Annotated in this window: 26 protein-coding genes; 12 read left to right on the plus strand and 14 right to left on the minus strand. The window is 61.4% G+C overall.

The genetic code is table 11. The features are described from left to right. Positions 1-768 precede the first annotated feature (768 nt). Positions 769-1,080: an ETC complex I subunit gene (locus VWY34_RS05615; protein ID WP_416536713.1), complete on the minus strand. Its 312-nt coding sequence runs from the start codon at positions 1,078-1,080 to the stop codon at positions 769-771. Between the two features lie 228 nt (positions 1,081-1,308). On the opposite strand from VWY34_RS05615, the gene uvrB reads away from it, so the two are divergent. Then, complete coding sequence (gene uvrB, locus VWY34_RS05620; protein ID WP_340547280.1) at positions 1,309-3,507, plus strand: excinuclease ABC subunit UvrB; 2,199 nt, start codon at positions 1,309-1,311, stop codon at positions 3,505-3,507. A 125-nt stretch (positions 3,508-3,632) separates the two neighbouring features. On the opposite strand, the gene VWY34_RS05625 is transcribed toward uvrB, so the two are convergent. Then, on the minus strand, positions 3,633-3,938 hold the full coding sequence (locus VWY34_RS05625) for a hypothetical protein (RefSeq protein WP_340547281.1): 306 nt from the start codon (positions 3,936-3,938) through the stop codon (positions 3,633-3,635). 149 nt (positions 3,939-4,087) lie between these two features. Between VWY34_RS05625 and VWY34_RS05630 the strand changes: the two genes are divergently transcribed. Next, a complete protein-coding gene (locus tag VWY34_RS05630) occupies positions 4,088-4,273 on the plus strand; it encodes a PLD nuclease N-terminal domain-containing protein (RefSeq protein WP_340547282.1) in 186 nt (61 codons plus the stop codon). A gap of 153 nt (positions 4,274-4,426) precedes the next feature. On the opposite strand, the gene VWY34_RS05635 is transcribed toward VWY34_RS05630, so the two are convergent. The 3 genes from VWY34_RS05635 to VWY34_RS05645 all read right to left on the minus strand — a co-directional run bounded on the left by VWY34_RS05635 (position 4,427) and on the right by VWY34_RS05645 (position 5,626). Next, entirely contained in the window at positions 4,427-4,693 is a 267-nt protein-coding gene (locus VWY34_RS05635; protein WP_416544599.1) for a zf-TFIIB domain-containing protein, read from the minus strand. A 107-nt stretch (positions 4,694-4,800) separates the two neighbouring features. Beyond that, on the minus strand, positions 4,801-5,208 hold the full coding sequence (locus VWY34_RS05640) for a universal stress protein (RefSeq protein WP_416537438.1): 408 nt from the start codon (positions 5,206-5,208) through the stop codon (positions 4,801-4,803). A gap of 100 nt (positions 5,209-5,308) precedes the next feature. Continuing rightward, entirely contained in the window at positions 5,309-5,626 is a 318-nt protein-coding gene (locus tag VWY34_RS05645) for an antibiotic biosynthesis monooxygenase family protein (protein WP_061049879.1), read from the minus strand. Positions 5,627-5,772: 146 nt separating this feature from the next. Between VWY34_RS05645 and VWY34_RS05650 the strand changes: the two genes are divergently transcribed. After that, on the plus strand, positions 5,773-6,501 hold the full coding sequence (locus VWY34_RS05650) for a hypothetical protein (protein WP_416548910.1): 729 nt from the start codon (positions 5,773-5,775) through the stop codon (positions 6,499-6,501). A 16-nt stretch (positions 6,502-6,517) separates the two neighbouring features. On the opposite strand, the gene VWY34_RS05655 is transcribed toward VWY34_RS05650, so the two are convergent. The 3 genes from VWY34_RS05655 to VWY34_RS05665 form a co-directional block, all read right to left on the minus strand. Next, positions 6,518-8,803 (minus strand): glycosyl hydrolase family 28-related protein, encoded by a 2,286-nt coding sequence (locus tag VWY34_RS05655; RefSeq protein ID WP_416548912.1) that lies wholly within the window; start codon positions 8,801-8,803, stop codon positions 6,518-6,520. A gap of 134 nt (positions 8,804-8,937) precedes the next feature. Further along, positions 8,938-9,351: a DUF4864 domain-containing protein gene (locus tag VWY34_RS05660; protein WP_416537440.1), complete on the minus strand. Its 414-nt coding sequence runs from the start codon at positions 9,349-9,351 to the stop codon at positions 8,938-8,940. Positions 9,352-9,498: 147 nt separating this feature from the next. Continuing rightward, complete coding sequence (locus VWY34_RS05665; protein ID WP_416536710.1) at positions 9,499-11,142, minus strand: lysine--tRNA ligase; 1,644 nt, start codon at positions 11,140-11,142, stop codon at positions 9,499-9,501. Positions 11,143-11,574: 432 nt separating this feature from the next. On the opposite strand from VWY34_RS05665, the gene VWY34_RS05670 reads away from it, so the two are divergent. Further along, a complete protein-coding gene (locus VWY34_RS05670) occupies positions 11,575-11,997 on the plus strand; it encodes a tellurite resistance TerB family protein (protein WP_416536709.1) in 423 nt (140 codons plus the stop codon). 148 nt (positions 11,998-12,145) lie between these two features. Here the strand turns inward: VWY34_RS05670 and VWY34_RS05675 are convergent, their stop codons facing one another. After that, entirely contained in the window at positions 12,146-12,688 is a 543-nt protein-coding gene (locus VWY34_RS05675; protein WP_416537441.1) for a winged helix-turn-helix transcriptional regulator, read from the minus strand. 39 nt (positions 12,689-12,727) lie between these two features. Here VWY34_RS05675 and VWY34_RS05680 point away from each other — a divergent pair, with 39 nt between their 5' ends. Continuing rightward, positions 12,728-13,102, plus strand: a complete 375-nt coding sequence (locus tag VWY34_RS05680; protein WP_416536707.1) for a VOC family protein — start codon at positions 12,728-12,730, stop codon at positions 13,100-13,102. An 85-nt stretch (positions 13,103-13,187) separates the two neighbouring features. On the opposite strand, the gene dacB is transcribed toward VWY34_RS05680, so the two are convergent. After that, entirely contained in the window at positions 13,188-14,672 is a 1,485-nt protein-coding gene (gene dacB, locus VWY34_RS05685) for a D-alanyl-D-alanine carboxypeptidase/D-alanyl-D-alanine-endopeptidase (protein WP_416536706.1), read from the minus strand. Between the two features lie 132 nt (positions 14,673-14,804). Between dacB and VWY34_RS05690 the strand changes: the two genes are divergently transcribed. Further along, positions 14,805-15,632 carry a DMT family transporter gene (locus tag VWY34_RS05690; protein ID WP_416544601.1) on the plus strand — a complete coding sequence of 276 codons (828 nt, stop codon included), beginning with the start codon at positions 14,805-14,807 and terminating at the stop codon, positions 15,630-15,632. On the opposite strand, the gene VWY34_RS05695 is transcribed toward VWY34_RS05690, so the two are convergent. Further along, entirely contained in the window at positions 15,612-16,244 is a 633-nt protein-coding gene (locus VWY34_RS05695; RefSeq protein ID WP_416539465.1) for a nicotinate-nucleotide adenylyltransferase, read from the minus strand. The two genes, VWY34_RS05690 and VWY34_RS05695, sit on opposite strands and share 21 nt — an antisense overlap. Before the next feature lie 192 nt (positions 16,245-16,436). Here VWY34_RS05695 and ettA point away from each other — a divergent pair, with 192 nt between their 5' ends. The 4 genes from ettA (at position 16,437) to VWY34_RS05715 (ending at position 19,440) form a co-directional block, all read left to right on the plus strand. Continuing rightward, positions 16,437-18,092: an energy-dependent translational throttle protein EttA gene (gene ettA, locus VWY34_RS05700; protein WP_340547292.1), complete on the plus strand. Its 1,656-nt coding sequence runs from the start codon at positions 16,437-16,439 to the stop codon at positions 18,090-18,092. 263 nt (positions 18,093-18,355) lie between these two features. Next, a complete protein-coding gene (locus VWY34_RS05705) occupies positions 18,356-18,607 on the plus strand; it encodes a hypothetical protein (protein ID WP_416544602.1) in 252 nt (83 codons plus the stop codon). 199 nt (positions 18,608-18,806) lie between these two features. Then, on the plus strand, positions 18,807-19,007 hold the full coding sequence (locus VWY34_RS05710) for a hypothetical protein (RefSeq protein WP_416537445.1): 201 nt from the start codon (positions 18,807-18,809) through the stop codon (positions 19,005-19,007). A gap of 214 nt (positions 19,008-19,221) precedes the next feature. Further along, the gene (locus VWY34_RS05715; RefSeq protein WP_340547295.1) at positions 19,222-19,440 is read left to right on the plus strand and encodes a hypothetical protein; all 219 of its coding nucleotides are present in this window, start codon (positions 19,222-19,224) and stop codon (positions 19,438-19,440) included. A 76-nt stretch (positions 19,441-19,516) separates the two neighbouring features. On the opposite strand, the gene trxC is transcribed toward VWY34_RS05715, so the two are convergent. Together trxC and VWY34_RS05725 are read right to left on the minus strand one after the other, a co-directional pair. Beyond that, positions 19,517-19,942 carry a thioredoxin TrxC gene (trxC, locus tag VWY34_RS05720; protein WP_340547296.1) on the minus strand — a complete coding sequence of 142 codons (426 nt, stop codon included), beginning with the start codon at positions 19,940-19,942 and terminating at the stop codon, positions 19,517-19,519. Positions 19,943-20,057: 115 nt separating this feature from the next. Continuing rightward, entirely contained in the window at positions 20,058-21,269 is a 1,212-nt protein-coding gene (locus VWY34_RS05725; RefSeq protein ID WP_416539943.1) for a hypothetical protein, read from the minus strand. 442 nt (positions 21,270-21,711) lie between these two features. On the opposite strand from VWY34_RS05725, the gene VWY34_RS05730 reads away from it, so the two are divergent. Together VWY34_RS05730 and VWY34_RS05735 are read left to right on the plus strand one after the other, a co-directional pair. Next, a complete protein-coding gene (locus VWY34_RS05730; RefSeq protein ID WP_340547298.1) occupies positions 21,712-22,263 on the plus strand; it encodes a L,D-transpeptidase in 552 nt (183 codons plus the stop codon). Between the two features lie 295 nt (positions 22,264-22,558). Further along, complete coding sequence (locus tag VWY34_RS05735) at positions 22,559-22,765, plus strand: cold-shock protein (protein WP_014875536.1); 207 nt, start codon at positions 22,559-22,561, stop codon at positions 22,763-22,765. 111 nt (positions 22,766-22,876) lie between these two features. Here the strand turns inward: VWY34_RS05735 and VWY34_RS05740 are convergent, their stop codons facing one another. Beyond that, a complete protein-coding gene (locus VWY34_RS05740; RefSeq protein ID WP_416537447.1) occupies positions 22,877-23,518 on the minus strand; it encodes an arylesterase in 642 nt (213 codons plus the stop codon). Between the last annotated feature and the right edge of the window lie 15 nt (positions 23,519-23,533).

Genomic DNA, 23,533 nt, shown 5'->3' on the forward strand with positions numbered 1-23,533 from the left:
GAGCGTCTCGCAAGCGCGGCACAGATCGAGCCGATGCAGCGAATGGCAGGAATGTCCCGCATCCCGTCCGTTCGATGATGATTGGTAGCTGCACGTGCGGCGAAGGTCTGCTCCTTTCATTGCTCGTGCAGCATGGGATCGCCGCCCGACTGCCAGCCCCCGAGACTTTGCAAAGGTCACTATCTGCGCTTCGCGGTCCCCTTGGTGCCGACCTCAGCATCAGCCAAGGCTGCCACGTCTCTCTGCATGGCAACTATGGGGTCTGAAGGGATTTTTGCGCCTGCAACAGGCCGAAGCTGCGCCAAGCACGAATGTGTAAAGCAGCCCTTGGGTACGGCTCCGCCTCCTAGAGGCGCTGAGCAATGAGGCAAACTGCAGACCAATCGTGCTTACTGCCGATCAGGAGCAGTCTGTCGCAAGAGAGGGCGCCGATGCTGACAAGGCATGGGTGTTACTGAGCCGCTTTACCAGATGATCTGCCGAAGCTTTGGTGTAAATCCTAAGCTTTGCTTGACGTTCACGACTGTGAATTGATCAGGTTTCGAACCCAAAAAGGCACCCACTGGGTCGACTTGTATCCTCAGAAAATTGCGTCTGCCGGGTCTTGTGGACCATCCGGCCGCAACTTGATCCCGATTTACAACTGCCGCCACAGCTACCCCAGAAGTAGACAGGGCCCCCTGTGAGCACCCTACATGCTGATTGGAGCTCGACTTCGCAACATCCTTGCCCCGATTTCGAGACAACTTTGCCCCGATTTACACCACCCTAGTGCGTCCAGGGGGCGCGGCGGTTGGTGGCGAAGTTTTCGCCGTAGCCGCCCGCCCGGATGTTGGCCTTGCGGGTCTTTGGTTCGGTCACGATGGCGTCGATGCCATTGGCCTCGGCGTATTCCAGCGCCGCTTCCTTGGTGTCGAACCGCAGGCGGACCTGGCTTTGGGTGTCATGTGAGGAGGTCCAGCCCATCAGCGGATCCACTTCCCGCGCGCTGGAGGGCACGAAATCCAGGACCCATTTGCGGGTCTTGGCCATACCGGAGGTCATGGCATTCTTGGCTGGCCGATAAATCCGCGCTCGCATGGGATATCTCCTCTCAGATCTCTGCCCCCTATATGCGCTGAACCCTGATCACGGGCAAGGTGGCAAATGCCGCAGATTGCACGGGTTTGGCAGGAAAAACCGGGATTTCCACCCTCAGCGACCGGCATTTTGCGCCGCTGCGAAGCCATCGTCGGGCGCGGGGTGGAAAAAGCCCCTTGAATAAGAACAAAAACAGACCAATCTCTGCCCCTAGCAGGAGAGAGCCATATGCCATACGCCCATTCCGACAAATCCATGCCGATGATGGCCGACCGCGCGCCGCAGCAGCGTCCCAAGCTGGAAGGCGGGCGGAAATTTGTCATGCACACCGAGTTCGATCCGGCGGGCGACCAGCCCACCGCCATCAAGGAACTCTCCGAAGGTGTGCTGGAGGGCGAGCGCAATCAGGTGCTGCTGGGCGCCACCGGCACCGGCAAGACCTTTACCATGGCGAAGGTGATCGAGGAGACCCAGCGCCCGGCCATTATTCTTGCCCCAAACAAGACGCTGGCGGCGCAATTATACGGCGAATTCAAAGGCTTCTTTCCCGAAAACTCGGTCGAATACTTCGTCTCCTTCTACGACTATTACCAGCCGGAGGCCTATGTCGCGCGCTCAGACACCTATATCGAGAAGGAAAGCCAGATCAACGAACAGATCGACCGGATGCGCCACTCAGCGACCCGTGCACTGCTGGAACGGGACGATGTGATCATCATCGCGTCGGTCTCCTGCATCTACGGCATCGGTTCGGTCGAGACCTATTCGGCGATGACGCAGGACCTGAAGGTCGGCGACGAATATGACCAGCGGCAGGTGATGGCCGATCTGGTTGCCCAGCAGTACAAGCGCAACGATCAGGCGTTTCAGCGCGGCTCCTTCCGGGTGCGCGGCGATTCGCTGGAGATTTTCCCGGCCCACCTTGAGGATCGCGCCTGGCGGCTGTCCTTCTTTGGCGAGGAGCTGGAAGGCATCACCGAATTCGACCCGCTCACCGGGGAAAAGACCGGCAGCTTCGACCAGATCCGGGTCTATGCGAATTCGCATTACGTGACGCCGAAGCCAACGCTGAAACAGGCGGTGATCTCGATCAAGGAAGAGCTGAAAATGCGGCTCGACCAGCTGGTTGGTGAGGGCAAGCTGCTGGAGGCGCAGCGGCTGGAACAGCGCACCAATTTTGACATTGAAATGCTGGAGGCCACCGGCCATTGCAACGGGATCGAGAATTATTCGCGCTATCTGACGGGCCGCGCACCGGGCGAGCCGCCGCCGACCCTGTTTGAATTCATTCCCGACAATGCCATTGTTTTTGCGGATGAATCCCATGTCTCCGTGCCGCAGATCGGCGGCATGTACAAAGGCGACCATAGGCGCAAATTCACCCTCGCGGAACATGGTTTCCGCCTGCCATCGTGCATGGACAACCGTCCCCTCAAATTCGAGGAATGGGACGCGATGCGTCCGCAGTCGGTGTTTGTTTCCGCCACGCCCTCGGCCTGGGAAATCGAACAGTCCGGCGGCGTCTTTGCCGAGCAGGTGATCCGCCCCACCGGCCTTCTGGATCCGCAGGTGGAGATCCGACCGGTCTCGATGCAGGTGGATGATCTGCTGGACGAGGTGCGCCGTGTCACCGCCGATGGGTTCCGCACCCTTGTGACCACGCTGACCAAACGCATGGCCGAGGACCTGACCGAATACCTGCACGAACAGGGCATCAAGGTGCGCTACATGCACTCCGACATCGACACGCTGGAGCGGATCGAGATCCTGCGCGATCTGCGGCTTGGCGCTTTTGACGTGCTCATTGGCATCAACCTGTTGCGCGAAGGTCTGGATATCCCCGAATGCGGATTGGTCGCGATTCTCGATGCCGACAAGGAGGGTTTCCTGCGCTCGGAGACCTCGCTGATCCAGACCATTGGCCGCGCCGCGCGGAACGCCGAGGGCCGCGTCATCATGTATGCCGATCGGATTACCGGCTCGATGGAGCGCGCGCTTGGTGAGACCAACCGCCGCCGTGACAAGCAGATCGCCTATAACCTTGAACATGGCATCACGCCTGCGACGGTGAAAAAGAACGTCGAGGATGTGCTGGCCGGTCTTTATGCGGGCGATGTGGATATGAACCGCGTGACCGCAACCCTCGACAAACCGATGCACGGCGCCAATCTGGAGGCCCATCTGGCCGGGCTGCGCGAACAGATGCGCAAGGCGGCGGAGAACCTGGAGTTCGAGGAGGCAGCCCGGCTGCGCGACGAGGTCAAACGGCTGGAAGCGGTGGATCTGGCGATTTCCGACGATCCGCTGGCGCGGCAGTCCGCCGTCGAAGCCGCATCGGAGGCGGCGGTCAAATCACGGGGCCGGTCCACTGCGGGCAAGGCCGGGACACGGGCCTATCGCGGCAAATCGCAGAAGAAATTTTCATAGGTGCCCACCGTTGCGGCGCGGCCTCGGCCCGGTCCGCAGCACCGGGGACCGGATAGGGGTCCAAAACGAAAATACCCCCCGCAAATGCGGGGGGCAGTGAATGCCGGGTCACAGGCGGACTGGCATTAGTTGGATTCGGCGGCAACTTCGTCAGCAGCGTCTTCCGGCGGGGTCACTTTCAGACCGGGCACCGAGATTTCGGCTTCTTCCATGGTCACATCAACGTCGGGAACCTTTACGGTGGCGGTTTCCTCGGTGATGGAGACGGAACCGACTTCGGCATCAAATTTCGGCAGGTTGCCACCTTCGACGCTGACATCCACGTCAGGCAGGCTTGCCTCTTCGGTCTGGTCGACGTCGACCATGTAGATGCCGACCGCAATGGCGATTACAGCAACAATACCCATAATAATTCCGGTAGCGGTTTTCATAGCGTGGTTCCTTTCAGATTGCGATACATCTCAGTGATGGTTCGAGAAGCAAACAATCCGCCTCACAAAAAGGTTCCCAAAAATTTTAGCGGAACCTTTCTGGTGTCTGAAAGGTTGAGCAGACAGAACAAAATTGATGGAGAGAGAAAATGGGTTACAGTCTTCTTGGTCTGCTTATTCTTATCGCTGACCTCTACGCGATCTACCAGGTCCTGACATCCGGCGCATCGACCGCAGCCAAGGTGATCTGGACCCTTGTCATCCTGGTCCTGCCGGTGATCGGCCTGATCGCATGGCTGATCGCAGGCCCACGCGGCAGCAAAGCACATATCTAACAGGGCGTTAGACAATGCCCCGGCAGCCAGATCATGGCGCCGGGGCATAATTTTATCTGCACTAAGTGGTGCGGCAGGCTGCCCGCGCATCTCACCAGACAGCTATGAACAAACCGCCCTTATTTGCAAAAGGCGGTTTTCTGCATTTTCAGATCAGAAATCAAACAGGTCCTCAAGAAAGCCACCCCGTTTTTTCTTGTAGCGTTTTTCCGAATAATGCCGGTCTGAACCGCGTTTTTCAGGGCGATAACTGTCCTGCTGCCGGGGCTGCGGCTGCGGAGCTGGCTGGCTAGACCGTTCGATGATTTTATCCAATTCACCGCGATCAAGCCAGACACCCCGGCATTGCGGACAATAGTCGATTTCCACACCGGCCCGGTCGGTCATTACCAGCTGGGCGCCGTCAATTGGACATTGCATCGTTTTCTCCTCGCTAAACCTGATTGCAATCCAAGTGGGGTCGGCTGCCGCGCGGCACAAGCCTGTCGGCGACGAATTGCTGGCCTCGCGTCAAAAAACCGCAAGTCTCAGCGCACGACATGCACCGCACAGGCCGCGTGGCGCACCACCTGCGTGGCGGTCGATCCCAGCAGCAGGTCCTGCATCCCCGGCCGGTGCGAGGCGATGATGATCAGGTCGGGTGCGTTCTGTTCGGCCCAGTCCAGAATCGAACGACCGGAATGGCCATCAATCAGCAGCCCAGTCGCGTTGGGCAATGTCTGGGCCAGGCCGTCCAGCTCAGCCTGAAGCGCCTTGCGGGTGCCCTCCAGATAATCGATCGGCATATAGGAAATCGCATAGGCCGGCACCTGTTCGACCACATGCAGAAGGGTGATCCGGGCCTCTGGCGTGGCCAGCAGCCCCGCCAGCTTTAGCGGGGCGCTCACATCGCGGTCGGGATCAAACGAAATCGGGACAAGAATATTATGATACATTTGCGGTCTCCTCTGTCTGCGGCACCCCTATCATGAGGCCGCGCCCACCGGCCTGCCTTGATCGAGATCAGCCGCGTACAACAGGGAAACGCACCAGAGATCAAAAGGTTGCGGCAACCTCATACATCACCGGTTCAAAACTGCGACAAAGCTCGTTGATCTTGCGATTGCGGTTGCGCATCTCGGTGCTGCGCAGCATGGCCATAAAATCCTCCCGCCGCCGCCACTGCGAATAATTGGCGATCCGCGTCTGGGCGTCATTCACATGCAGCCCGGCAGAGATAAAGCCCGGCTGATGCGAAATGAACTCCGCATAGGCTTCGGTCAGGGCATCCAGCAGATCCTGACAGGTGCCCGGCGTCATCTCAAAGGTGGTGATCACGGTTTGGGTTTCGGTATTGGTCGCTATCGTCGGCATGGCTTCCTCCGTTGTCCATCTCCAGCCTACGCCGGTTTGAGGAAATCCGGCAGAGGTTTTTGCCCGCCCCTGCAGGATCGCCGATCCTTGTCCAACAGACGCAGAAAAAGAGTGGTCAAAAATAAAATCAACTTTAAAGTGTTTTTATGCTGCACGGGTTCCTACGCTTACTGGCTGTCCTTGCCCTCTGCCTGATGCCGCTGGCCTCGGTTTCCGCCGGGGCGTGGTTACAGCAGGAGGGTCAGGGGTTCAGCGCGACCAGCCTGACGCAGCGCCGCGACCTTGCCGCGCTGGAAGGGCTGAGCGAGGGGCAGCGCCTGCCGGCAGAGATCGGATTTTACGGGGAATTTGGCCTGCATCCGCGCTGGACGCTCGGCGCCGATCTGAATGTCAGCCGCGGCAGCTCCGCCCATGCGCTGCTGTTTCTGCGCCACCCCCTGCCCCGTCTGGGACAGGCAAATACCGCGGTGGAGCTGGCGCTGGGGGCCAATCAGAGCAGCGGGGTCTGGGCGCCGATGCAGCGGATCACCCTGTCCTATGGGCGCGGGTTCGACTTCGCCCTGAAAGGCAGGCCGCTGTCGGGTTGGATCGCTCTGGATCTGGGTCATGAATGGCGCAGCAAGGGGCGGCAGCAGACCTGGAAACTGGATGCCACGCTGGGGCTGAACCGCCCCGGCAAGCTGGCGCCGCTGCTGCAGGTGGAAACCAGCAGGACAGCGGGCGCGCCGCTGTCCTTTTCCATCACCCCCAGCCTGCGGCTGCCACTGGCAAAGCGGTTCGGAAAGAGCGCGCCGGAGCTGGTGATCGGTCTCCAGCACAAGCGCGTCGAAACACGCGCGCTGGGGATCAAACTGGCGATCTGGCACCGGTTCTGACCCCCAGCGCTGCGGATCACCTGTCCACACGCACCGTTACCTGCACCGTGCCGCGCACCGCCTCCGGCCAGACCAGCTGGACCTGATCGCGACGGCTGCCGACGCGCAGCTTGGCATAGGGCATGGCATGGCGATCGGCGCCGCCGCCGAGCTCTACCGGGCCAATGGCGACGACGCTGTCGATGCCCCGTGCCTGACCGCGAAATGGCAGAGCATCCTGGGTGTCGACGGTCCAGGTCGTGGCCGCGCTGCCCTGCACATGTTCAATCCTGAGCGGGTTGGCCACCGCGGTTGAGACGTTGTGATAGGTGTTGCCCTCGTAGAAGATATCCCTGGTGCGGCTGAAATCGAGGTCGGAGAAGCTGGTATCGACCCGCTCTGCCCGGTCGATGGTGCCGTTGATGGAGCGGAATTTATTCCCCGACACGGTCATCCCGTTCAGAAAATGGCCGCTGCCATAAGGCTTTACCACGATGTAGCTGAACCAGGGGGCGACATCGCCGGACAGGAACACATTGTCGGTGATCGACAGGGCGCTGAAGGAGAAGCCGCTGGTGAAATCGGGGCGGGCATCGCGTTCATTGGTCCATTCGACAAAACAATTGTCGATGTAATTGTCCGACACGGTCGAGGCGCAATTGGTGCTGGTCAGGATCAGACCGGCGGTGCGGCTGCCATCGGCAACGGTATCGCCCTGAAAGAAGTGATTGCCGGTCACCGTCTGGTTCTGGCCACCCAGCAATGCGAAATGGCGGAACTTGGTGGCGCGATTGTTGCGCAGCTTGGCATCATTGGCGTTGACGTTCAGCGCGATGGATTGCCGGGCGCCGACATTCAGCGGCTCTTCATCGGACAGGAACTGGCAATTGTCGATCAGGATACCCTGACAGCCGGATCCGATGGAGGTGATGCCGCGGTTTCGTGGCCGCGAAATAAAGCAGTGGTCCAGGCTAAACACGGTGCCGGCCGGGGCCAGACGAATGCCGCTACAGCGCCCGTCGCACTGAATCTCGACCTCGGTCATGCCGAATTTACTGAGCGCGCTGAAGCCGCTGAAATCCAACATGTATTTGAAGTCGCGAAAGGTGTATTGCTGGGTGCCCACCGCATCATAAAGCGGCGCGGTCAGGGTCAGTTCGCCCGCGCCCACGTTCTTGTCCCGGACGTAGATTTCGCGCCCGACGCCGCTGCCTTCGACAAGCGCGCCAACGGGAATATTGGCGATATTGGCGACATTTGTCAGCTTGCGGGATGCGCTGGTGCTATAGGTTGCCTGAGCGGTGATGGTATCGGTGTCCCAGGCGGCATTGGCGGCAGCCTCCAGCTGGCCGTTGCGGATCACCCGGCGGGTCGCGTAGCTGGTCTTGTTGGGGACCGCCGCCTGCATATCGACGGGTCCGCGCAGGGTGACCTTGCGCCCGCACAGATCCAGCGATTCATGATCGGCATTGTTCAACAGCGCCTGAAACGCCTTCTTGAAGCCCAGTTCCTCATCCCCGAAAGCCGCGGCATAGCTGGGGAAATCGAAATTGCGGGTCAGCAGCAGCATCCGGCTGGTGGGCATGCTTACGGTGCCTTCAAACTGGACCTCATGGTTCATCGACACGGTGCTGCCGAGGTAGAATTCCCCCGCAGGGACCAGCACACGACGGCCGGCGGCCGCGGCATCAGCCGCCTCAAAGGCGGCAGTATTGTCGGTACTGCCATCACCGATTGCGCCATAGTCGGTCACATCCACCAGGCTGATCATATTGCGCAGGAAGACTCCGGTGACATCGCGTACCTCGATATCATCGACCCGCACCACGCCGCCATTTGGCCCGATCAGATCCAGCCCCACATGGGCAAAGCGCCCCTCAAGCCCCCAGGCCATATCGACGCCATTGCGGCTGCCGGTGCCGATAATGGCCGATACCTCAACCACTTTTCCGTAGGTCGACAGGCTGGTGCCCGCCCCGGTCTCGACCACGCCGCCCAGATGACCGCCGCCCGACTGCCCGGCCCAGGCCGCGATGCGAACGGTTGGCAGGGCACCGCTGACCGCCTTTACCCGCGCGGTGACCTGCAAATAGCAGCCCGGCGTCAGCATGGTGCGGGTCATATTGCGCAGTTTCTGCACCGAAGCGGTCTTTTGCAGTTCAAGACAGCCGCCAAAATCGGCATCCGCCGCGACAAAGGCCGCATTGGCCGCGCCCTGATAGGTGTCCGACCCCGGTGTGCCATTGCCGCTGGACCAGTTGTTGAGCCCCTCGGCAAAGGCCGGGGGCATCAGCTCTACGCCGTCAGTGATCGCTATGTTCATCAGTCACCCTTTCTAATACCGCCGTTTCCGGCTGATCAGGCCGCAGCCCGGTTCACTCAGGGAAAGGGTTGTAAAGGACGGGGTTTAACGCGCCCTCAGAGGGGCGTTCGCAGGGTATGCACCGGGGGGGAGAATCAGGTCGCGGGCGCATCCTCCGTCAGCAGCTGAACGGCGTTGATCTTCCAGCCGGTCGGGGTCTCAACCATCTGATAATCCAGAAGATGTACCCGCCCCTCTGGATCGGTGATCATCACCCGCTGCCACAGGCCACCGGCCACGGTGCGCAGCCCCAGATAGCGCACCTCATCCGGTTGCCAGACCATCGGGTAGCCCGACTGCACCATCTGTGCAAATCGCTCGGAATTGCCGAACAGCCCCTGAATCATCGGCGACGCATGGGCAAAGGCGGCCTCGGAATCACGCCTGAGAAAGGCGGCGATCTGATCTGCGATCACGCCGGTTATCGCGCTATCGCGCCCCTCGGCGGCACCCGGAACCGGCAGCGACAACAGGGCGACAGAAACACTCATCAACAAAAACTTGCGCATGGCAGATCTCCTCTGATGCCCCTGTCAGCTAGCCCCGGCGCGGGCGCGGTCAATCACCGCTGCCTGTTTTGCCGCACCGCTGCGCCCTGCGCGAAACAAAAAGGGCGCCCGCTACAGGCGCCCTTCTGTTGACATATGGCTGCGGAGTCAGACCAGCTCACCCGCCAGCGCCTGATCAATCAGCGTGATGGTGTCCTCGACCCCGTAAAGGGCGATGAACCCGCCGAAACGCGGCCCCTGCGTGGCGCCCAGCAGCACCTCGTAGATGGCCGAGAACCAAGCGCGCAGCGGCTCGAACCCGTGGATCTTGCCGATGGCAAAGACAACGGATTGCAGGAATTCCTCATCCGCGAAATCGGCCTCGGGCAGCGGGTCGGTGCTGCCTGCGATCTCGTTCTTCTTGGCAATCGCGGCCAGCGCGGCTTCGGGCGATTTCAGCGCATCCGCCAGATCCTGAAGCGCCGCACGCTCCTGATCGGTGGGCAGGCGATAGGTCTTTGCCGGTTTCACGAAATCGTTGAAATAGGCCACCGCAAAGCCCGCCGCCTGATCCATGGTTGGATTGCTCTCTGGCGTCGCGTCGGGGGCGTATTTGTTGATGAAGCCCCACATGGTTGCCTTGTCCTCGGCGCTGGAGGCCGAAGCAAGGTTCAACAGCATCGAGAATGGCACCACCATATCCGACTGCGGCACATCGCCTGCGTGGATGTGCCAGACCGGGTTGTTCAGCTGTCCCTTCAAATCCTGGGTGTGATAGGCGCGCAGCTGCTGGTGGTATTCGTCCACCGCCTTGGGGATCACATCGAAGTGCATCCGCTTCGCCGTCTTGGGCTTCAGATACATGAAATAGGCCAGGCTCTCGGTCGAGGCATAGGTCAGCCATTCATCAATGGAAATCCCGTTGCCCGAGGTCTTGGAGATCTTCTGACCGTTGGCATCGAGGAACAGCTCATAGGTGAAATGCTCCGGCGCGGGCACGCCCAGCACCCGGCAGATTCCATCATAGATCGGCGTATTGGTGGAGTGATCCTTGCCGTACATCTCGAAATCAACGCCAAGTGCCGCCCAGCGGGCGCCGAAGTCGGGCTTCCACTGAAGTTTCACGTTGCCGCCGGTCACCGGCAGGGTCCATTCCTTGCCGTCCTCGTCGTCGAAGGTGATGGTATAGGTTTCGGCGCAGACCTTCTTCATCGGCACATAGAGCACGCGGCCGGTGTCCGGGTGGATCGGCAGGAAGATCGAATAGGTCTGACGGCGCTCTTCGCGCAGGGACTTCAGCATGATCGCCATGATGTCGTCGTATTTGTCGACGGCGCGCTTCAGGATCTCGTCGAACTGACCGGAGCCGTAGAATTCGGTGGCCGAATAGAACTCGTACTCAAAGCCGAAGGTATCAAGGAACCGGCGCAGCATGGCGTTGTTATGATGGCCAAAGCTCTCGTATTCGCCAAAGGGATCCGGCACCGAAGTCAGCGGCTTTTGCAGGTGGTCCTGCAGGCTGTCGGCATTTGGCACGTTGCCGGGGATCTTGCGCATCCCGTCGAGATCATCCGAAAAGCAGATCAGCTTCGTCGGAATATCCGAGATCACCTCGAAGGCTTTCTTGATCATCGTGGTGCGGGCCACCTCGCCAAAGGTGCCGATATGCGGCAGGCCAGAGGGGCCATAGCCGGTTTCGAACAGGACATAGCCCTTTTCCGGCGCGCCCTTGGCATAACGTTTGAGAACCCGGCGGGCTTCTTCAAACGGCCAGGCTTTGCTCTTCAGAGCTTCTTCGCGCAGATCAGACATCATGTTCTCCATCGGCAACCGGAGGTGGCTCCGGTCGGACTGCTAGCCCCCCGTCTGCGGCGCTGTCTCGGGCGCCGGTGACTGCGGGCGGCTCACCACTGCCGGGCGCCCCATGCACCCGGTCGGCCTCACCTATGGTGAGCGGCGATACGTGTCAAGAAACCGCAGTGTTTCAGCACCAGAATAGCGCCCCAACAGCGCCCAAACGGCCCCAATGTCGCGCGATTTGCGCGGTCCCGGCGGGCGATCCCGCAGAGGCCTGCATTCTGCTGGCCCCTCGCCCCGCCCTGCCTGCTGCGCGCCCCTCGCCGCACCGGTGAAGAGCGGGAGGCGGCAGCGGATTTCACCCGGTGACGCATTGACCCGTTGATTGGGCCGGGGGGGATGCCTATTCTTGTTCACGAACCCGTGCCAATTTACTGGAATCCCACAATGAACACCCAGACCGCCCACCCCTTTACCCCGCAGGATTGCCTCGTTGCGCTGATGGTGGCGGTCTCGGCCTCGGATGAGAATATCCGCACCGCCGAGCTGGTGAAAATCCAATCCGCCGTCAACATGCTGCCGGTCTTTGCCGATTACGACATCGACCGGATGAACCGCACCTCGCAGACGGTGTTTGACCTTTTTGAGCAGGAGGACGGGCTGGATGCGCTGTTCGGCCTGATCCGCGAGGATCTGCCCGAGCGGCTGTTTGAGACCGCCTATGCACTGGCCTGCGATGTGGCCGCGGCCGATGGCAGCCTTGCCGAGTCGGAGCTGCGGCTGCTGGAAGAAATCCGCTATGAGCTGAACATCGACCGGCTGCACGCCGCCGCCATTGAGCGCGGCGCCCGCGCCCGCCATATGGTCTGAGGCAGGCACCACGGCAGCACCGGGCGCGAACCCCACAGAAGATCCGCTGCCGGGGCCAGAGAACGGCCGCGAACACTCACGCGCTCAAGGGGCCGCGAGGCGGGGGGCTTGCCCGACCTCAGCCACCTGTCACTAAATTGCCTGTTGGCTAGATGCCGGTGAATTCTGGGGCCATGACCTGGCTTATCAGACCACCGGTGTTCACCGCGTGATAGATAGACCGGGGCGGGCGGGCCGCACCATCCACGCTGCGGCACACCCAGCTTTTTGCTTCCATTGATTTCAATGACTGCGACAGGGCCCGATCCGTTATTGTCGGCAGGTTTCGCTTGATGTCGCTGAAATGACTTGGTCTGTGAAGCGTTGTCAGAACCGGCAAGGTCCATGACCGGCGCAGCAGGGGCCGGTCGTCCTCGCACGCGACATCGTGGATCTTGCAGGCGATGGCTGCGGCTGCCGCGCCTGATTGAGTGAGCCGAAATTCGGGGCGTAGCGGATGACCGTAGCCCGGATTGCGCTCAATCAGGCCAAGGTCAATCAAATGATCCATACTTTGGGCAAAGGCGGTCCGGCTGGCACCGGTCGCAGCCAGCAACGGCGCCTGCCGCCCGGCGATACCGGAACTGAGGCTCGACAGAATGGGCATTGCCCAGGCCCTGGATGTGATGTTGACAAGCGTCATTATGTCCATAAAGTATAGTTAGTATATTTTAGCTCATAAGGAAAGCCCATGTCACTCGTTTCAGTAGATCAAACCATCACCATCGCAATGTCGGTCAAGGATCGCCACGCCAGCGCCAAATGGTACGAAACCATGTTGGGCTTTGAGCTGCTCTATCATGCTGACGAGGCAGGCTGGTCCGAGGTTCAAACCAACACGCCCGGCGTCGCAATCGGCCTTGGCGAGCACACCAAGCCCGCGCCGGGAAACTGCGTCCCTGTCTTTGGATGCGCTGATCTGGAGTCGGCCCGGCAGAAACTGGAACAGGCCAACGTCAAATTTGATGGCGAAACGGATGTGGTCGAAGGCATGGTCAAAACCGCGACCTTCTACGACCCCGACGGCAACGCGCTGATGCTCGCACAGGATTTGACCGGCGGTTAAAGCTGATCGGCCGGAGCCGTGGCAGAGCCGCAAACCAGTAACGGGCCACGCCTGATACGCCCGCGCGCATTTGCATCTCCACGGCTCAGCTGCCGTAGACGCGGCCCCAGCGTTCGATCAGGCTCTGTTGCAGCTTTTTGGCGCGGCGATTCCAGCTTTGCGCGCCTTTGGGGCGCTCGCGTTCGGCGCGGGGTATGCGTGCGCGGGCCTGCTGGTCGGCGCTGAATATGGCAAAGGCCAGCACGGTGCCGTCGGTCGCGGTCATGAAGCCGCCCAGACCCGATACGAAATTGAGCGTGCCGGTCTTGGCGGTGACCTTGATCGGATGCGCTTTCAGCACGCGCCCCTTGCTGTCGCGCATCGGGAAGGATTTGAGCAGCGGTTTCAGCCGCCCGTCCCGATAGGAGGCCACCAGCGCGCTGACCATGTCATCCGGTGTGATCCGCGATGCCTCGCCCAGACCGGAATGATCCACCAGCCGGGTATTGGTCATGCCATAGGTTGCCGCAGCCCAGCTGTTCATCGCCGCCGCCGAATCCTTCAGCGTGCGCGGTCGGCCACCACGCGCCTGCGTTGCCGCCAGGCCGATCATCTCGGCCATCAGGTTGTTGGAATATTTCAGCGTCGCCTTCAGCATCAGATCAAGCGGCGGGCTGTTGTGATGGGCCACCACCTGCCCCGAGGGCGGCGCGTTGGCCGGTTTCGGCGCGCCCAGCTTAATCCCGTTGGCGCGCGCCATGGTGCGGAACACATCGGCGGCATAGGCGCCCGGATGGCGCACCGGCAGCCAGCGCGCGCCGCCTTTGCCCAGAGCCTGGCTGGCGACGGTCCAGTGATCGGTGTCGTTGCGTTCGGAATAGCTGTATACCGGCAGGCTGCGCTGCGCGATCTTCATCGTGGCAACGGAGACTTCGGGGCGATATTTCTCGGTGCGGGCATCCATGGTCACCGCCCAGCCCTGTCCTGCGCGTTTCCATTCGAAATGCACCCGGTTGTAATTGAGCGCGAGGCCAGAAATGGCCGGGCTGTAGCCGACGTGATCGGGCTGACCCGGGTCGATCGAGGCGATCTGCGGCAGCGCCCCCTCCCAGATCCGAAAGGCACCGCGCACCTCGCGGACGCCGGCCGCCTTCAGCGCCTGCGCGAGCCGCGCGAGATTGTCGGTGTTGAGCATCGGGTCGCCGCCGCCCACCAGCACCAGATCGCCGCCGACCACGCCGCCGCTGATCCCGCCGGTGGCCACAATCTGCGTGGTAAAGCGATGGTCCGGCCCCAGCGCATCGAGCGCATAAAGAGCGGTCAGCGCCTTGGCGACGCTGGCCGGCGGCAGGGCTGACGCGGCGCCCTCGGCTTCAAGCCGCAGTCCGCTTTTGACGTCCGCCACGGCGCAGGCAATCTGCCCAGAGAGGCCTGCGCGCGCCAGGAGTCCCTTCAGCCCGCCGCCGGCGCTGATCAGGCTGGCAGGATCCCGTGCCACCGGGCGCAGAGAAACAGCCGGCGCATTGGCCAGGGCTGTCTGCGCCGCCACGGAGGCAAGGCCGGAGGTCAGAAAAAATCGTCGCGAAATCATATCAGCAATAGTCTACTCAAAACCCCTACAATTCTGCAAACATGCGGCAGGTTATTATGCCGCAGCCCGACAGCCCCCCGACCGCAAACTGGCGGCTTTTCTTTGGCCGAGCCGCCTGCTACCGCTGACGCGATGGTACGGGCAGTGATGATCATGTTTGTCGCCATGTCAATGATCCCTGCCGGGGACCTTTGCGGGAAACTGCTCACATCGGGCGGTCTGGCGACACCGGGATTCGTGGCCTGGTCTCGATTTGCAATCGGCACAGCGATGGTGGCGCCGTTTGCCTTGCGCAGTGCCTATCCGCTGCTGGCCGACTGGCGGCTGTGGCTGCGCGCGGCGCTGCTGAGCGGCGGTATCCTGTCGATCCAGATCGCATTAAAAACCGAACCGCTGGCAAATGTGTTTGCCGCCTTTTTTGTCGGGCCGATGGTCAGCTATGTGCTCTCCGTCCTGCTGCTGCGCGAACCTGCGACGCTGGCGCGCAGCCTGCTGATCGCGCTGGGGTTCTGCGGCGTGCTGCTGGTGGTGCGGCCCGGGCTGGGAGGCTCGGTCAATCTGATCTGGGCGGTTCTGGCGGGGGTATTCTACGGTGGATTTCTCACCACCTCGCGCTGGCTGTCGCATCTTGGCACGCCGCTGCAGCTGAGCCTGACCCAGTTGTCGATCAGCGCGCTGCTGACGCTGCCGCTGGGGCTGACCGCCCTGCCCGCGCCCGGACTGGCGACTGCGGCGCTGACCTTTGGCAGTGCGGGGTTTTCGATGCTGGGCAATCTGCTGCTGCTCTTTGCCTATGCGCAGGCACCCGCGTCACGGCTGGCACCGCTGGTCTATTTCCAGCTGATCGCCGCCGTCTCGCTCGGCTGGCTGGTCTTTGATCAATGGCCTGATGTGCTGACCTGGGCCGGTCTGTGTGTGGTCATCAGCGCCGGTCTGGTCTCAGCGCGGCTGCGTCGCTGACCAATCGCCACGCGCCCGGATCGCGCTTGAGCTGATATTGACCATCGGCACATTCACAAAACACCAGGCCGGGGCCTCGGCATGGGCCAGCAGACGGCTCTGCCCACCTTTCAGCCGATACGGTGCATAAAGCCGCGCGGCAGGCGACAGCCGCGCCGAGATCCGCTCACCCGGTCGCGCCAGCACTCCGACGGGTACGGTGTCCAGAATCTGCCGCCAGTCTTTCCAGCGGTGGAAATCGGCCAGATTATCCGCCCCCATCAACCAGACAAAGCGCACGCCGGGATGGCGCTGCCGCAGCAGGCGCAGCGTCTCGGCCGTGTAGCAGGTGCCGACATCGGCCTCGATCCCGCTGATCTGCACACGCGGATGGTCCATCAGCGCCCGCGCGGCGGCAATCCGGCGGTCAAGCGGCGCTGGCGGATGCGCCTTAAGCGGATTGCCGGGCGACACCAGCCAGACCAGCTGATCCAGCCCAAAGCGTTTGAGCGCTGCCAGCGAGATGGCACGATGCCCCTGATGCGGCGGATCAAAGGACCCGCCCAGAAGGCCAACAGTGGTACCGGGCGGAATATGGGGCAAGCGGTGCATCATGCCTGCCTTGATGCACATAGTTGCAAGAGAGATCAATCAGCTGTTGCAGGCTCTGGTTGCGAAACTGTGAAAGCCGCCCCGCCAGTCTTTGCGATCACGGCGGCAGGCGTGCACGCCCCGCGCCCCCGCCCCTGCATCCCGCATTGCCCCCGCCTTTCCCATCCGCTATCACACCAGCCAGCAAATTCCCCCCTTACACGGAGCTGTCTCATGGCTGCCTATCAATACGTCTACCACATGCAGGGGGTCTCCAAGACCTACCCCGGTGGCAAGAAATGCTTTGAAAACATCCACCTGTCCTTTCTCCCCGGTGTGAAAATCGGTGTTGTCGGCGTCAACGGCGCCGGTAAATCGACGCTGATGAAGATCATGGCGGGTCTCGATACCGATTTCACCGGTGAGGCCTGGGCCGCCGAGGGCGCCAAGGTTGGCTATCTGCCGCAGGAGCCGAAGCTGGACGAAAGCCTGACCGTGCGTGAAAACGTCATGCTGGGCGTCGCCGGGAAAAAGGCCATTCTTGATCGCTACAATGAGCTGGCGATGAACTACTCGGACGAGACCGCCGAGGAAATGGCCGAGCTGCAGGACAAGATCGACGCCGAGAACCTCTGGGATCTGGACAGCCAGATCGACGTCTCGATGGAGGCGCTGCGCTGCCCGCCGGATGATGCCGAAATCGCCAATCTCTCCGGTGGTGAGCGCCGTCGCGTTGCCCTCTGCAAGCTGCTGCTTGAAGCACCCGACATGCTGCTCCTCGACGAACCGACCAACCACCTTGATGCGGAAACCATCGCCTGGCTGCAACAGCATCTGATCGACTACAAGGGCACCATCCTCTGCGTCACCCACGACCGTTATTTCCTGGATGACATCACCGGCTGGATCCTCGAGCTGGACCGGGGCCGCGGCATCCCCTACGAGGGCAATTATTCCAGCTGGCTGGAACAGAAGGCCAAACGTCTGGAGCAGGAAGCGCGCGAAGACAAATCCAAGCAGAAGACGCTGGAGCGCGAATTGGAATGGATGCGTCAGGGCGCCAAGGCGCGTCAGGCCAAATCCAAGGCCCGGATCAACGCCTATAACGATCTGGCCAGCCAGTCCGAGCGCGAGAAACTGACCCGCGCCCAGATCGTCATCCCCAACGGCCCGCGTCTGGGGTCCAAGGTGATCGAGGTCTCGGGCATCTCCAAACATTACGGCGACAAGCAGCTGGTGGAGAACCTGTCCTTTGACCTGCCCCCCGGCGGCATCGTCGGCGTGATCGGCCCCAACGGTGCGGGTAAATCGACCCTGTTCCGGATGCTGACCGGCCAGGAACAGCCCGATGAGGGCAGCGTCAGCTATGGCGATACCGTGAAACTGTCCTATGTCGACCAGTCGCGCGACGATCTGAACGACAATGACACCGTCTGGGAAGCCATCTCCGGCGGCGCCGAGATCATCGAGCTGGGCGACGCGCAGGTGAACTCCCGCGCCTATTGCTCGTCGTTCAACTTCAAGGGCGGCGACCAGCAGAAGAAACTGTCGCTGCTGTCGGGCGGCGAGCGCAACCGGGTCCATATGGCGCGGCTTCTGAAAGAGGGCGGCAACGTGCTGCTGCTTGACGAACCGACCAACGATCTGGACGTCGAAACCCTGCGCGCGCTGGAAGACGCACTGGTCGATTTCGCCGGCTGCGCCGTGGTCATCTCGCACGACCGTTTCTTCCTCGACCGGATCTGTACGCATATTCTGGCCTTTGAGGGCGACGCCCATGTGGAGTGGTTCGAGGGCAACTTCGAGGACTACGAAGAAGACAAGAAACGCCGCCTGGGCCCCGATGCGCTGGAGCCCAAGCGTCTGAAGCACAAGAAGTTCGTGCGATAAGTGAGCTTCAGGGGGTGATGCGATACCAGCTCACCCCCTGAAGTCTTCAAATCACTCCTTCCCGAAAAGGCTTATTCGGCGTCGTCCTCTTAATAGAGGCAGGCGTCGCCTCTTAACCGGCTTTCCAGGTCGTCGTCTTCCATTTGTCGGAACCAACCCGTTCCCACAGCCGCCATGACCCCGGCATAATTTGAACAAAATTAACCCTATTCTGAGATTTGCCGAGGCCTGTGCCCGTCGGCGAACCACAGAAGGGTGAGAGCATGGCAGGAATCGGGATCTTGGTAGGCGTCATTGGCGGGCTGAATGCGGCCGTATTGGGCTATACGCTGATCGGCCTGTCCTTCGGCATGAGCCTGCTGCTCTATCCGCTGTTCGGAGTGCCCTCGGCGATGCTGGCGATCCTGCTGCTGTGGACGCAGAAGGCCGCCCGCAATGCGCTGGCGGACAAGGCCGGGGACAAGCGGGCGCACGGAGCACATCAGGGGCTGTCGGCGAAACCCGCGCGGGCCTGATTTCCGCCGCAGCCGACCACTCCACGGGTCAAATCCGTGCGATATGCGCACCAGAACAGCCCGTCGCGGTCACAATTCCAGAATAAGCTGCAACACATACCAATATACTCGCCATCTGACCGTAAGACATATTGATTGCATCGCCTGTTTCAGGGCAATTTCCCCTCAGTTGAGTGAGGGTGTTATGGCTTGGTTGGCGATGTTGACGAGTACCGGTGTGACCATGATGGTCACGGTGATATACTATGTGGCGTACAACCTGCCAATCTGGGGGCTTCTTCTGCTCTATAGTGGCATCAGCAGCCTGCTTGGCGTCGGCCTCACCGTGGCGCTGGTCCTGAAAAGCGGCGGCTTCCCGCGCAGACGCCCAGAGCAAAATTCGCAGGATACATCAATTTGACACCCTCCACACGCGCAGCGAAGATCGCGCATCCATCTGATATTTCCAATTGAAATCACAGCATTACACATAATTCAGCAGATCCCATCACCTGCGCCACCCCCGATGTTAACCAAATTTAAAGACAATTTGAGCTATCTTGCTCGAACACAGAGAGTTGCACTCTGCCTGAAAAATTGTAGATTAAATGCGACTCAACCTAAGAGGTATAAACATGGCATGGATCGGGATCATTGTCGGTACTTTTGCAGGGATTTTCTCTGCGGTCGCCGCCTATACCCTCTATGCGCTGCCACTTTGGTATAGTTTGCTGCTCTACCCCACCGTTGGCACAACCGCCGCCATTGTGACCATGCTTGCAATGCTGCATCTGCCGCCGGGTCTGCGCCCGATGATGCCGCCGGACGGGGATGAAACCCACCGCATGGCCTGAGCCGACCGCAGGACCTGAGCCAACCGCAGGGCCAAAGCCCCCTTATCCGCGTTTCGATATCAGCCGAGCCTCCGACTCATCCCTTCGCCCAGCTCACGATCTGGCCTGCGCGCAGGGCGCCTGCCTGCCGTTTCTGTTCCTTGCCGCGCACAAAGCGGACAAGTGTCGGGATCCCTTTGATCCGATAGCGTGCGCCGGTGGACTGATGGGTCTGGGTGTTCAGCTTGACCAGCCGCACCTGCCCCTGCAGCGTTTTTGCCGCCTTGGCATAATCCGGGGCCATCATCTTGCAAGGACCACACCAGGGCGCCCAGAAATCCACCACCAGCGGCAGGTCATCCTGCGCGGCGGCCTTTTGCAGGGTCGCCGGGTCGACATCGACCGGCGTCGAGGGGATCAGCGCAGCCCCGCAGGTGCCGCATTTGGGGCCGGCGGCCAGACGGTCCTCGGGCACGCGGTTCAGCTGGGCACAGCTGAGGCAGGTCAGGGTCTTGGCACCCATGGGGCAATCTCTCCTTCGCATCACTGACCGCCGGGGCGGCGTGGCGCCTGTATTCAGGCCAGATATACTGGCCAGAGGCGGCAGGACAAGCCCTGCCCGCGCTGGTGCCCACCCGCTAGAAGGTGAGCTTGGCGCCCAGAATGACGCTATGCGAGCGCACGCTGGCATCGCCTGTGCGCCGGGGCAGGATCAGCGGCACAAAGCCATCGTTGAACAGGTATTCCGCCCCCAGCGTGACATTCGGGGCCAGCGCAACCTCCATCCCGAGGATGATCTGCGACATCGACTCCCATTCGGTGCCGGAGGCGCCTTGCCGCCCGTGGCTGGCGGAGAGTGAATAGACCGCCGGACGTCCCAGCACCTCCCCCCGGTAGCGCCCCTGCAGCGTCAGCGCGCTGACCTTGTGATCGGTGGCAGGCCAGCGGTCGGTGGTCTGGGTGAACTCGGCCATGACGTCGAAGCGCTCTGCGCTGAGGGTGGCGTGAATATCCCAAGCGCCGTTCCAGCCCCGGTCGATGCCGCTTCCGGGGGGATGATGGGCAATGGTGCTGTCGTAGATCGTGCCGCGCAGAAAACCGGCCCCCAGTTTCAGCCCCATACCATTGGCCAGCGGAATGCGATGGGAGGCGTTCAGCGCGTAATTGGTGTAGTGATCATCGTTCTTCGGGCTGCTGATCACCCGGTTGCCCCGGTGGTTGCGAATGATCGACAGCGCCAGTTCGGTACGCTCGGTGATATAACCGATCTCGATCAGCGGATCCTTGGTCTGGGCCCAGAAGTAATGGCTGTTATGGGTATGGGTGAAGGGCGCATAGCTGGCAAAATTGCCGAAATTCACCGTCTTGCGCCCAACCGCCAGATAAAAGGGCGAGCGGTCCAGATCACCAACCGCCAGCCAGGCCTTGCGCAGCTGGATGTCGTTCTGGCCGGGATATTCGACCTCGGTATATTCGCCCTGCACAACCGCTGTCAGCAGCGGGGTGGTGGCGGTCGCGATCAGCGAGATATCATTGATCACACCATAGGTATCGGTGGTGCCGCTGGTGTGGGTCGGCGGCAGCCGCGACAGGATCGGAAATTTGCCGGGCGTATTGGTGTTCTCATAGATCACCGTGCCTAAGAAGCGCCCGCCAAAGGTGATCCGATTGACCCCGAGCTGCCCCGATTGCCGCGCGCGCAGGGCAATGGCGACCTTGTTGGTCACATCCTCCTGACGGTCCAGCATCCGTTCTGAATAACGCAGTGAGGTGGCGAGAAACCCCGCATCTTCCTGAGCCTCAACCCGGTCCGCAGCCGCGAGGCCGACAGCCATAATCAGCGCGGTCACTGCCGCGCGCCCCCCAAATGAAACAGTCACAATGGTTACTCCAGTATACCCCCGACAAACCGCCAGACGGGCTGTAAACAGCCACCGGCCGGTTTCGGACGAGATCGCAGACCTGCAACGCAGAAGCCGAGAAATAGCCCCTGTCAGGGCCTGAGACCTCCGGCAAACCTGCCCCCGCAGCCGTGCCGACATGACGCCCTCAAACGAGAAACCCGCCGGAAATGACGGTGGATCAGAAACGCGATCCGATCACAGGATATCACAGCTTCGTGATATCACGAAGCCTGATTTGCCAATGTCCTATGGCCCATTAGGGCATCACGCTGTTGCACCAACGTCGCGCCGTCTGCCCGCAACGGTGGCCGTGCGGGCGCCGCTATTGACCGGATTGTTTGCGCACCGCAGACTGATGGCATCTGTTCCAAAACCGAAAGAGCCACGCATGTTGTCACGCCGCGCCTTTCTGGCCAGCTCCGCCGCCGCCTCTCTCTGGCCTCAGATCGGGTCAGCCGAAACGGCCTTTGACCCCACTCCGCAGGAGGTCCGCATCAAGAAGCAATTCGCCCCCGGGCAAATTCTGGTGCTGCCGCGATCCTATTACCTTTATTATGTGACAGAGCCGCGCCGGGCGCGCCGCTATGGCGTTGGCGTCGGGCGAGCCGGTCTTGAATTCACCGGCACCGCCGTCATCCAGGCCAAGAAAGAATGGCCAACCTGGCGCCCGACGGACGAGATGATCGAACGCGATCCGCGCAGCTATGCCCGCTTTGTCGATAATAAATACATCCAGCCCGGTGGCACTGATAACCCGCTGGGCGCGCGCGCGCTCTACCTGTTTCAGAACGGCATCGACACCTATTTCCGCATTCACGGCACCAATCAACCGCAAACGATTGGCCATTCCGTCTCCAACGGCTGCATCCGCATGACGAACGAGCATATCGTCGACCTCTACGAACGGGTGCCCTTGGGAACCGTGGTGACGGTGCTCTGATCAGGACCAGACCAAGGTGGCAGCGCGTGATCTGGCGGCGCATCGGCGCCAGCTTGCCTGTCCGGGTGCCAAGCCCCGCCGATGGCCATTCACAGCGCCTCTGGCAGCGCCAAACTGACAGGCACCCCCCGCTATAACACTTGCACCGAGAGGACATTGGCGACAAGATCGTTCCCGCAAGGTTACGCAGAACTCATCGCTGTCCTAGGAGGCTCGGTCATGAATACGCAATGACATTGCCGGGCTGTCGCATGTCGCGGACAGGGATTTAGAGTAAGACTGGGAGAAGAAGACGATGGCCACAGGCACCGTCAAATGGTTCAACACCACCAAAGGTTACGGTTTCATTGCACCCGATGCGGGTGGCAGCGATGTGTTCGTACATATTTCCGCCGTTGAGCGGTCGGGGCTGACCGGCCTCGCGGACAACCAGAAAGTGACCTATGAGCTGCAACCGGGCCGTGACGGCCGCGAGTCTGCGGTGAATATCGAGCTGGCCTAACCCGCCTACCCGAAGAAGATCAGCTGTCGGCCCCCTTTCGGGGCCGTCTTTTGTTGTGGCGCCCAGTCATCTGCCGCAGCACCTCTGCGGTCATCCCGTGGCGGCCCCGCGTCAGCGGTCCACCCTGGCCACCAGATCCAGCACCTTCGGGCCGATGGCCGCCACATTCAGCGCCACGCCTTTTGCGTTGGGGTGAATGCCGTCCTCCTGTAGATACGGCCCCGCCGCCTGCGGATCATTGCCGGTTGCCGCGCGGATCCCGGCAAGGCTGTCGTCATGCAGCAGCGCGCCATAGTCGCGCGCCAGCTCGGGGAAGATTGCGTCGAATTCTGCCTTGAAGTCGGCGCCATAGTTGCCCGGCGCCGCGATACCAACCAACAGCACCGGCACCGCATTGGCCTTGGCGACCTCCAGAATACGGGCGAGATTGGCGCGGCTCTCAGCCGGGGCGATCCCGCGCAGCAGGTCATTGCCGCCCAATGCGACGATCAGCGCATCCGGCCCGTCGGCCAGCGTCCAGTCGATCCGCGCCGCGCCACCCGCCGTGGTATCGCCGGAGACACCGGCATTGATCAGGCGCACCTCAGCCCCCTGTTCCCCCAGCCAGCGCTGTAGCTGCGGCACCCAGCCCTGCCCCTGCGGCAGCCCGTAGCCCTGCACCAGACTGTCCCCCAAAGCCGCCACCCGAACCGGATCGGCCTGCGCAACTGCGGCAGTTAATATAAAAATCAATCCGGCCATTATCTTGCGCATTGGTAGAAAGGCTCC

Source organism: Phaeobacter sp. JH20_02 (assembly GCF_048056915.1).
In the GTDB taxonomy this organism is placed as follows: Bacteria; Pseudomonadota; Alphaproteobacteria; order Rhodobacterales; family Rhodobacteraceae; genus Phaeobacter; species Phaeobacter bryozoorum.

Bases quoted from the DNA above. Each gene is read 5' to 3' on its own strand.
- VWY34_RS05615 (WP_416536713.1), bottom strand. From the start codon at position 1,080: ATGCGAGCGCGGATTTATCGGCCAGCCAAGAATGCCATGACCTCCGGT.
- uvrB (WP_340547280.1), top strand. From the start codon at position 1,309: ATGCCATACGCCCATTCCGACAAATCCATGCCGATGATGGCCGACCGC.
- VWY34_RS05625 (WP_340547281.1), bottom strand. From the start codon at position 3,938: ATGAAAACCGCTACCGGAATTATTATGGGTATTGTTGCTGTAATCGCC.
- VWY34_RS05630 (WP_340547282.1), top strand. From the start codon at position 4,088: ATGGGTTACAGTCTTCTTGGTCTGCTTATTCTTATCGCTGACCTCTAC.
- VWY34_RS05635 (WP_416544599.1), bottom strand. From the start codon at position 4,693: ATGCAATGTCCAATTGACGGCGCCCAGCTGGTAATGACCGACCGGGCC.
- VWY34_RS05640 (WP_416537438.1), bottom strand. From the start codon at position 5,208: ATGTATCATAATATTCTTGTCCCGATTTCGTTTGATCCCGACCGCGAT.
- VWY34_RS05645 (WP_061049879.1), bottom strand. From the start codon at position 5,626: ATGCCGACGATAGCGACCAATACCGAAACCCAAACCGTGATCACCACC.
- VWY34_RS05650 (WP_416548910.1), top strand. From the start codon at position 5,773: ATGCTGCACGGGTTCCTACGCTTACTGGCTGTCCTTGCCCTCTGCCTG.
- VWY34_RS05655 (WP_416548912.1), bottom strand. From the start codon at position 8,803: ATGAACATAGCGATCACTGACGGCGTAGAGCTGATGCCCCCGGCCTTT.
- VWY34_RS05660 (WP_416537440.1), bottom strand. From the start codon at position 9,351: ATGCGCAAGTTTTTGTTGATGAGTGTTTCTGTCGCCCTGTTGTCGCTG.
- VWY34_RS05665 (WP_416536710.1), bottom strand. From the start codon at position 11,142: ATGTCTGATCTGCGCGAAGAAGCTCTGAAGAGCAAAGCCTGGCCGTTT.
- VWY34_RS05670 (WP_416536709.1), top strand. From the start codon at position 11,575: ATGAACACCCAGACCGCCCACCCCTTTACCCCGCAGGATTGCCTCGTT.
- VWY34_RS05675 (WP_416537441.1), bottom strand. From the start codon at position 12,688: ATGGACATAATGACGCTTGTCAACATCACATCCAGGGCCTGGGCAATG.
- VWY34_RS05680 (WP_416536707.1), top strand. From the start codon at position 12,728: ATGTCACTCGTTTCAGTAGATCAAACCATCACCATCGCAATGTCGGTC.
- dacB (WP_416536706.1), bottom strand. From the start codon at position 14,672: ATGATTTCGCGACGATTTTTTCTGACCTCCGGCCTTGCCTCCGTGGCG.
- VWY34_RS05690 (WP_416544601.1), top strand. From the start codon at position 14,805: ATGGTACGGGCAGTGATGATCATGTTTGTCGCCATGTCAATGATCCCT.
- VWY34_RS05695 (WP_416539465.1), bottom strand. From the start codon at position 16,244: ATGTGCATCAAGGCAGGCATGATGCACCGCTTGCCCCATATTCCGCCC.
- ettA (WP_340547292.1), top strand. From the start codon at position 16,437: ATGGCTGCCTATCAATACGTCTACCACATGCAGGGGGTCTCCAAGACC.
- VWY34_RS05705 (WP_416544602.1), top strand. From the start codon at position 18,356: ATGGCAGGAATCGGGATCTTGGTAGGCGTCATTGGCGGGCTGAATGCG.
- VWY34_RS05710 (WP_416537445.1), top strand. From the start codon at position 18,807: ATGTTGACGAGTACCGGTGTGACCATGATGGTCACGGTGATATACTAT.
- VWY34_RS05715 (WP_340547295.1), top strand. From the start codon at position 19,222: ATGGCATGGATCGGGATCATTGTCGGTACTTTTGCAGGGATTTTCTCT.
- trxC (WP_340547296.1), bottom strand. From the start codon at position 19,942: ATGGGTGCCAAGACCCTGACCTGCCTCAGCTGTGCCCAGCTGAACCGC.
- VWY34_RS05730 (WP_340547298.1), top strand. From the start codon at position 21,712: ATGTTGTCACGCCGCGCCTTTCTGGCCAGCTCCGCCGCCGCCTCTCTC.
- VWY34_RS05735 (WP_014875536.1), top strand. From the start codon at position 22,559: ATGGCCACAGGCACCGTCAAATGGTTCAACACCACCAAAGGTTACGGT.
- VWY34_RS05740 (WP_416537447.1), bottom strand. From the start codon at position 23,518: ATGCGCAAGATAATGGCCGGATTGATTTTTATATTAACTGCCGCAGTT.